5 protein-coding genes and 1 pseudogene are annotated in these 6,235 nt (G+C 59.6%); 2 read left to right on the forward strand and 4 right to left on the reverse strand.

Annotated features, from left to right (window positions below; translation table 11 throughout):
* Positions 1 to 30 precede the first annotated feature (30 nt).
* On the forward strand, positions 31 to 303 hold the full coding sequence (locus AC1DSG_RS04635) for a type II toxin-antitoxin system Phd/YefM family antitoxin (RefSeq protein WP_305424106.1): 273 nt from the start codon (positions 31 to 33) through the stop codon (positions 301 to 303).
* Positions 300 to 632 (forward strand): annotated as a pseudogene (locus AC1DSG_RS04640) (type II toxin-antitoxin system RelE/ParE family toxin). Before AC1DSG_RS04635 ends, AC1DSG_RS04640 begins: the two are co-directional and overlap by 4 nt.
* Positions 633 to 650: 18 nt before the next feature.
* Here the strand turns inward: AC1DSG_RS04640 and AC1DSG_RS04645 are convergent.
* The 4 genes from AC1DSG_RS04645 to AC1DSG_RS04660 form a co-directional block, all read right to left on the reverse strand.
* Positions 651 to 1,253: a DUF924 family protein gene (locus AC1DSG_RS04645; protein ID WP_477789797.1), complete on the reverse strand. Its 603-nt coding sequence runs from the start codon at positions 1,251 to 1,253 to the stop codon at positions 651 to 653.
* Positions 1,254 to 1,256: 3 nt separating this feature from the next.
* On the reverse strand, positions 1,257 to 2,267 hold the full coding sequence (locus AC1DSG_RS04650; protein ID WP_477789798.1) for a class 1 fructose-bisphosphatase: 1,011 nt from the start codon (positions 2,265 to 2,267) through the stop codon (positions 1,257 to 1,259).
* Between the two features lie 237 nt (positions 2,268 to 2,504).
* Positions 2,505 to 3,875, reverse strand: a complete 1,371-nt coding sequence (locus tag AC1DSG_RS04655) for a DUF3999 domain-containing protein (RefSeq protein ID WP_477789799.1) — start codon at positions 3,873 to 3,875, stop codon at positions 2,505 to 2,507.
* Positions 3,872 to 6,235: DUF2339 domain-containing protein (locus AC1DSG_RS04660; protein ID WP_477789800.1), on the reverse strand; the 2,364-nt coding region annotated here is incomplete at its 5' end. The genes AC1DSG_RS04655 and AC1DSG_RS04660, both read right to left, overlap by 4 nt.

Raw genomic sequence — 6,235 nt, forward strand, 5'->3', positions numbered from 1 at the left:
GGTCCTACTCAACCTGGCGAGGCTCACCCCATGAAGCTTTCATCTCAAATCAAGCCCATCAGCTACCTTAAAAGCCATACAGCAGAAATCGTCAAAACGATCACAGAAAGCCGTGAGCCCTTGGTCATCACCCAAAATGGTGAAGCAAAGCTCGTGGTGATGGACGTGAAAAGCTTCGAAGAGCAAGAAGACACGATGGCCCTTTTAAAACTCTTGGCAATGGGTAATCGTGAGATTGAAGAAGGCAAATTTCGCGATGCCGAAGACGTCTTCGCTGAACTGGACAAGGCTGACCATCAATGAGTTTAAAGGTCGTCATTCTTCAGTCCGCCGAAACAGACTTGAAAGAACTTCGTACCTATCTCATCAAACAGTTTTCCACCCAAACCTGGCAAAGCACCTACACCTCTTTGAAATCAGCCATTCGCCACTAGGAAGCGCAGCCTTATTCAGGATCAATCCCTGAAGAAATCGAGAAGCTCCACCTCAATCAGTACCGACAAATACTCTCAGGAATGAACAGGATCATTTATGAAGTCCGAGACCAAACGGTCTATGTCCACATCATTGCCGATACTCGGAAAAACCTGCCAACACTGCTGATGAAACGTCTGCTTCAAGGGAATCCGTAAGTTCGAGGCCCATCGCGTCTAAAAATGCGAGCCTGGCCTGCTGAGAAACTCCAGCTCCTCAGCCGTAGACTCCCGCCCCAACACCGCATTGCGATGCGGAAACCGCCCAAACCGTGCAATCACGTCCCGATGCCGCTCGGCATAATCCAGATTATCGGCAAACACAGCCCGATCCGCCTCCGGCTGCTGCGCCACCAATTCGATGAACCGCGAAACGGCTTCGTTCTGTACTGCCAGGTGCTCGCAATGCTCCATCACCAGGTAAATGAATACCCGCTGAACAGGCCTCAACTGCCGACCAAAATCCGCAGCAATGCCTTGCGCCACCAGTGCCTGAGCCCTGAGATCACCGGAAAAGGATTTGGAAGTGTTGCGATAGATCATTCGCGGGAGTTGATCGAGCAGTAGCACCAGTGCCAGCCAGCCTTCGGGGCGTTGCGCCCAGTCAGTCAATCCGCCAGCCAGTGCCTGCTCGACCCAGTCCCCGAAACGCGTCTGCGCTTCGAGGTCCTGGCTGTCGCGCTTGCCGAACCATACTTTGCCCTTGTCAGCCGCTGTTTCGTTCGCTGATTCGGAAGATCCGAACCACCAATCGAGCAACGGCTGCCAGGGCTCGGTCATGGTTTATTCCTTGTGGTAAGCCGTGACGCGTTCGACTTCTTCTTTCGAGCCCAGGAACACCGCGACACGCTGGTGCAGGCCGTCAGGCTTGATGTCGAGGATGCGCTGATGGCCATCGGTGGAGGCGCCGCCAGCCTGTTCAACCAGGAACGACATCGGGTTGGCTTCGTACATCAGACGCAGCTTGCCCGGCTTGGACGGCTCGCGGCTATCGCGTGGGTACATGAACAGACCGCCACGGGTCAGGATGCGGTGCACGTCTGCGACCATCGCGGCGACCCAGCGCATGTTGTAGTTCTTTTTCAGCGGGCCTTCTTCGCCAGACAGCAATTCGCTGACGTAGCGTTGTACCGGTGCTTCCCAGTGGCGCTGATTGGACGCGTTGATCGCGAATTCCTGAGTGGAGGTCGGGATCTTGATGTCTTCGTGGGTCAGCACGAAGCTGCCCATTTCACGGTCCAGGGTGAAGCCTTTAACGCCATCACCCAGGGTCAGGATCAACATGGTCTGTGGACCGTAGATCGCGTAACCGGCAGCCACTTGCTCGGTGCCTGGTTGCAGGAAAGCCTTTTCGTTCAAGGGCTCATTCTGGCTCAGGTATTCGTTCGGGCAACGCAGCACCGAGAAAATCGTACCGACCGGCGCGTTGATATCGATGTTCGACGAACCGTCCAGCGGGTCGAATACCAGCAGGTACGCGCCTTTCGGGTATTTGCCCGGGATCTGGTAGGCATTGTCCATTTCTTCGGACGCCATGCCGGCCAGGTGACCGCCCCATTCGTTGGCTTCGAGCAGAATCTCGTTGGAGATCACGTCGAGTTTCTTCTGCACTTCGCCTTGGACGTTTTCAGTGCCCATGCTGCCCAGAACACCACCGAGGGCGCCTTTCGACACGGCGTGGTTGATCTCTTTGCAAGCACGCGCCACCACTTCGATCAGGAAACGCAGATCGGCAGGAGTGTTGTTGCTACGGGTCTGCTCAATCAAATAGCGACTCAGGGTAACGCGGGACATGGAAGGCTCCGGTGGAATGGGGGGCTAAAAACCCGCGCAGTTTAACGCGAGTCGAGGCGCATTTCCTCCTATCAGACGTGATACGCCCAAGAGAGTTCATGCGCGGGGTTTAGCGTAGTTCGAAACGGGCATTTTTACCGACCGAAAAACCGCTTTCGCGAGCAGGCTCGCTCCCACATGGGTGCGCATTCAACTGTGGGAGCGAACCTGCTCGCGATGGGTGCGCAGCACCCGCTTTCAGGGTTTGACGGGGGGCTTGCGCAGCAAACTGAACGCCATCGCCGCCAGAACCAGCACGCCTAGCAACAACACCGCCCACAACCCGAATTTCTTCCAGTTCGTGCCAGCCGTCGCAGGTGCTACCGAGTTAGACACCGGCGTCACCACCCCGCCCTCCACCACGGCCTTGCCCAATGTCGCCAGCTTCTGCGCGCTGTAATCCGGAATCAGCGTCGACAACGGCAAGCTCGCCGCTTTCACCGTCGCATTCCCCAGCGCCAGCGTGTAAGGCCCTGGCCCACGCGCGAGGAATACCAGCTGCGTCGGACGCACGGCATACCTCACCGTCGGTGCTTCGGCACCCAGGCCTCCACCGCGATCGTCCACGACCAGCTTCAACTGCTGCACGGTTTGCCCCGATAGCTGCAATTCGTTCTGCACCACGTCCTCGCCATTCTGGGTCAGGCGATACAGCAAACCGATGCCCAGCGGCTGCCACGGCAAGCTGCTCTCGCGGCGACCGGACAAGGTGACCGGCGCCAGACTGTTGGGCTGACTCAGTTCGACCTGCACCCGCTCGACATTCAGCCCCATCGGCAATTGCCAGGTGTATTCACCGGTCTTCACGCTGCTGCCGGCCAACGGTTGCGACCAGACCAACGGCAGCGGCAGGCTGCGGCTGCTCGCACTTTCCAGCTGCGCCGACGTCAGCGTCGGCGCCGATTGTGGTGAACTCCATAACAAGCGCAAATAGCGCGCCGATTGCCCCGGCAGGCTGACTTCATGCTGCTCGACCTGTTCGTCGGCAAACGCCAGCCGTGCGACCTGCCCTTGGCCCCACGACTGCCAATGCTGCAAGTCGTCGCTGGCTTCGATGCTGAATTGCTGGAAGCCGTCGCGCTCGCTGGTCCAGTCGAGGACCAATTGCTGCAACGGCGCCTTGATAGCGCTGGCATCGAGCAACCAGCCGCGCAGCACTTCTTCACCCGCCTCCAGCTGGCTGGACGGTTGCACTTCGACCAGCGCGCCGCTGGCACTCGACTGCACTCGCACGCTGGGCGCGTGCTCGGTGGAATCTGCCGAGTTGTACAGCGGGAACCACTTCACGTCAGTCAGTGTGCGACTTTCGCGGGTTTGGGCCGGTTCTCTCGCCATGGCATACGCCTGAACCTGACCGGCGGCGTTGAAGACACGCACATCACTCAGGTCGGTTTGCCGCGCATTCAACTGCACGCTCAACGGCAAATCGAGGCGATACCACGGGCCTTCACCGCTCACGGACAACGGCACTTGAGTGGTGTAATCCGCCGGTTGCTCCTGGGCACTGACCGACAGTGTCACACCCAGTGCCACCACGCCCAACCAGCCCAGATTCAGCTTCTGACTCAAGATGACACTCCTTCGGTTTCCGGTGCCGGTTTTTCAGACTCCAGCGCAGCCTCGGCACGCTTGGGCGGCAGCGGCGCGAAATAGCCCACCACCAGCAGCAACACGCCAACGCCGATAAACGACACGATCCGCGCGAGCCCGCCGCGGTTACTCAATTCCACAAAGAACAGCTTGGCCACCACCACGCCAATCAACGCCGCACCGATCAGCCAGACCTCGCGACGATGACGCAAATGACCGCCGATCATCAGGCTCAGCGCCATCAGGGTCCAGATGATGGACAGGCCGGCCTGAACTAACGTTGATTCAAGCAACGCATCGAACTCGAACGGCACACCCCCCCAATGGTGCGCCGCACGCATCACCAGCACGGTAAAGAACATGAACAGTGAAATCCCGGCGAGCCATTGGGTGACGTGTTCGGCGTAGTCCTTGCGGATCGCCAGTTGCGTCACGGCGCTGCGCGACCAGTCGTAGACGCCGAACAGCGCAAACAGCAGGCCCAACTCCAAGGGGTTGATCAACAGTACATACGGCAGTGGTTCGGCAGTGCCGTCGCTGACCACATTCGCCAGCCAAAACCAACCGAGCATCAGCAACGCCAGCGGTGCCGCTGCATACAGTCGGTATTCGCGGGGATATGCCGACACCGGCCACGGCCAATTGCGCGGCGAAGCCATCAGCACCAGATACAGGCTTGGCAGAATCGCCCAGCCCAACCAGCGCCAGGCGTTGTATTGCTCGGACAACAGCAACAAGCCGTAGCGCAACTCCAACGCCAGCACGCCGATCAACAGCCAGCAGCCGAGCACATGCGCGGTGCTCACAGCGCGCGCCGGCAACACGGGCGCCAGTCTCCTAAGCGAGACGAAATGCACGAAGAACACCGCCGCCCACCCCAGCCAACCAAAACTGGCCGCCGGGTGATAACGCGATTGCCACGCCGCAAGCAACACCACGCCAGCGGCCGGCATCAGCAAGGTGCAGAGCAAACCCAGCGAGGACCATTTCAAGCGCAGCGCCAACAGCGTCCAGAGCGCCACGCTAATGGCCGCGATCACCAGCAACAGCGTCGCCTGCAGATTGACCGGCGCAAAACGCAGCACTTCACTGATCCAGGCCAGCGCCCACCAACCCGCGCCCCATACCAGCAGCACTTCGGATAAACGCTGCAAACTCAGCACATCGAACGCCGAAGCATGATTGCCAATCTGCAATCGCCAGGCACCGACCAGCGCCGCCGAGCCCAATGCCAACGGCGTCCAGAAACCGCTGTGCGCCAGCGGATTCAAACCCTCACTGGCCAACGGCCCGAGCAGAGCTGGCCCCGCCACCACAAACGCCGCGCCGCCAATCACCTGCAACAGTAAACCGAAGACAAAACTGACGCGTAACTTGAGAAACAGGCTCAACCAGATGATGAATAAACCACTGGCCGCCCACACCGCACTCGCGGTTTTCCACGGCAGGACGAACAGTACGGCCAGATTGATCAGCACCAGACCGGCCAACAACACCACCGACACGCCAAGCAACAGTCGCATGTCGCTGCGCACCATTTCATCGCGCGCCGCCAGCAGCATCCCGGCGATCAGCGCCAGACCGATCAGCGAGGCACTGAGCAAACCGCTCCAGCCAGCGCTGAACACCCCCGCAGACTCACCCCCGCCACTTTCCAACCGCAACAGGAACAACGCACCGCCGAGCAACTGCACGACAAACGCGGTGAACAGAAACGTGCGCGATTGCAGGCGCAGGCCGACAAACAACGTCGCCAAACCGGCCAGCGCCCAACTGATCGCAGTGCCTTGAGTAAAGAAAAACAAGGGCGCCAGCAGATAGAGAAACGTCAGAGCGAGGCACGCCAGCACCGCATTCCCTTTGCGCTCCCATTCCACCGTCTGTCCAGGTGCCGCGTTGCGCAATTGATAGAAGCTGAACAGCAACGCCATGCCGAGCATCAACGCACCCAACGGAGCGCCGTCGAGCAGGCTGCTTTCGCCGAGTCGTAGCTCGCGCAGAAACGCCACCGCCGAGCCCAGTTGCAGTAGCAAGGCAAAGGCTCGTGCCGTGGGTCGTTGCTGACGCAGGCAGAGCCAGAAGATCCCGGCGCCCTCAACGGCCCAGGCAGCAGATGTCCAGCGCGCATCGAGCCCCAAAGGAATCGCCAGACTGGTGAAGATCACGCCCAGTGCCAGACAGGTTTCTGCCAGCAGCAACGCGCGGCCGCCCATCAGAAATCGGGTCAGGCCCAGGTAAATCATGCCCAACGCCAATGCACTAAAAGCTGCGGCAAACTCAAGGTGCTGGACCAGCGTGTACTGCAAACCGAACCCCACCACCGGCGGGCCAAACAGCAG

This window comes from Pseudomonas sp. P5_A12 (genome assembly GCF_056400685.1).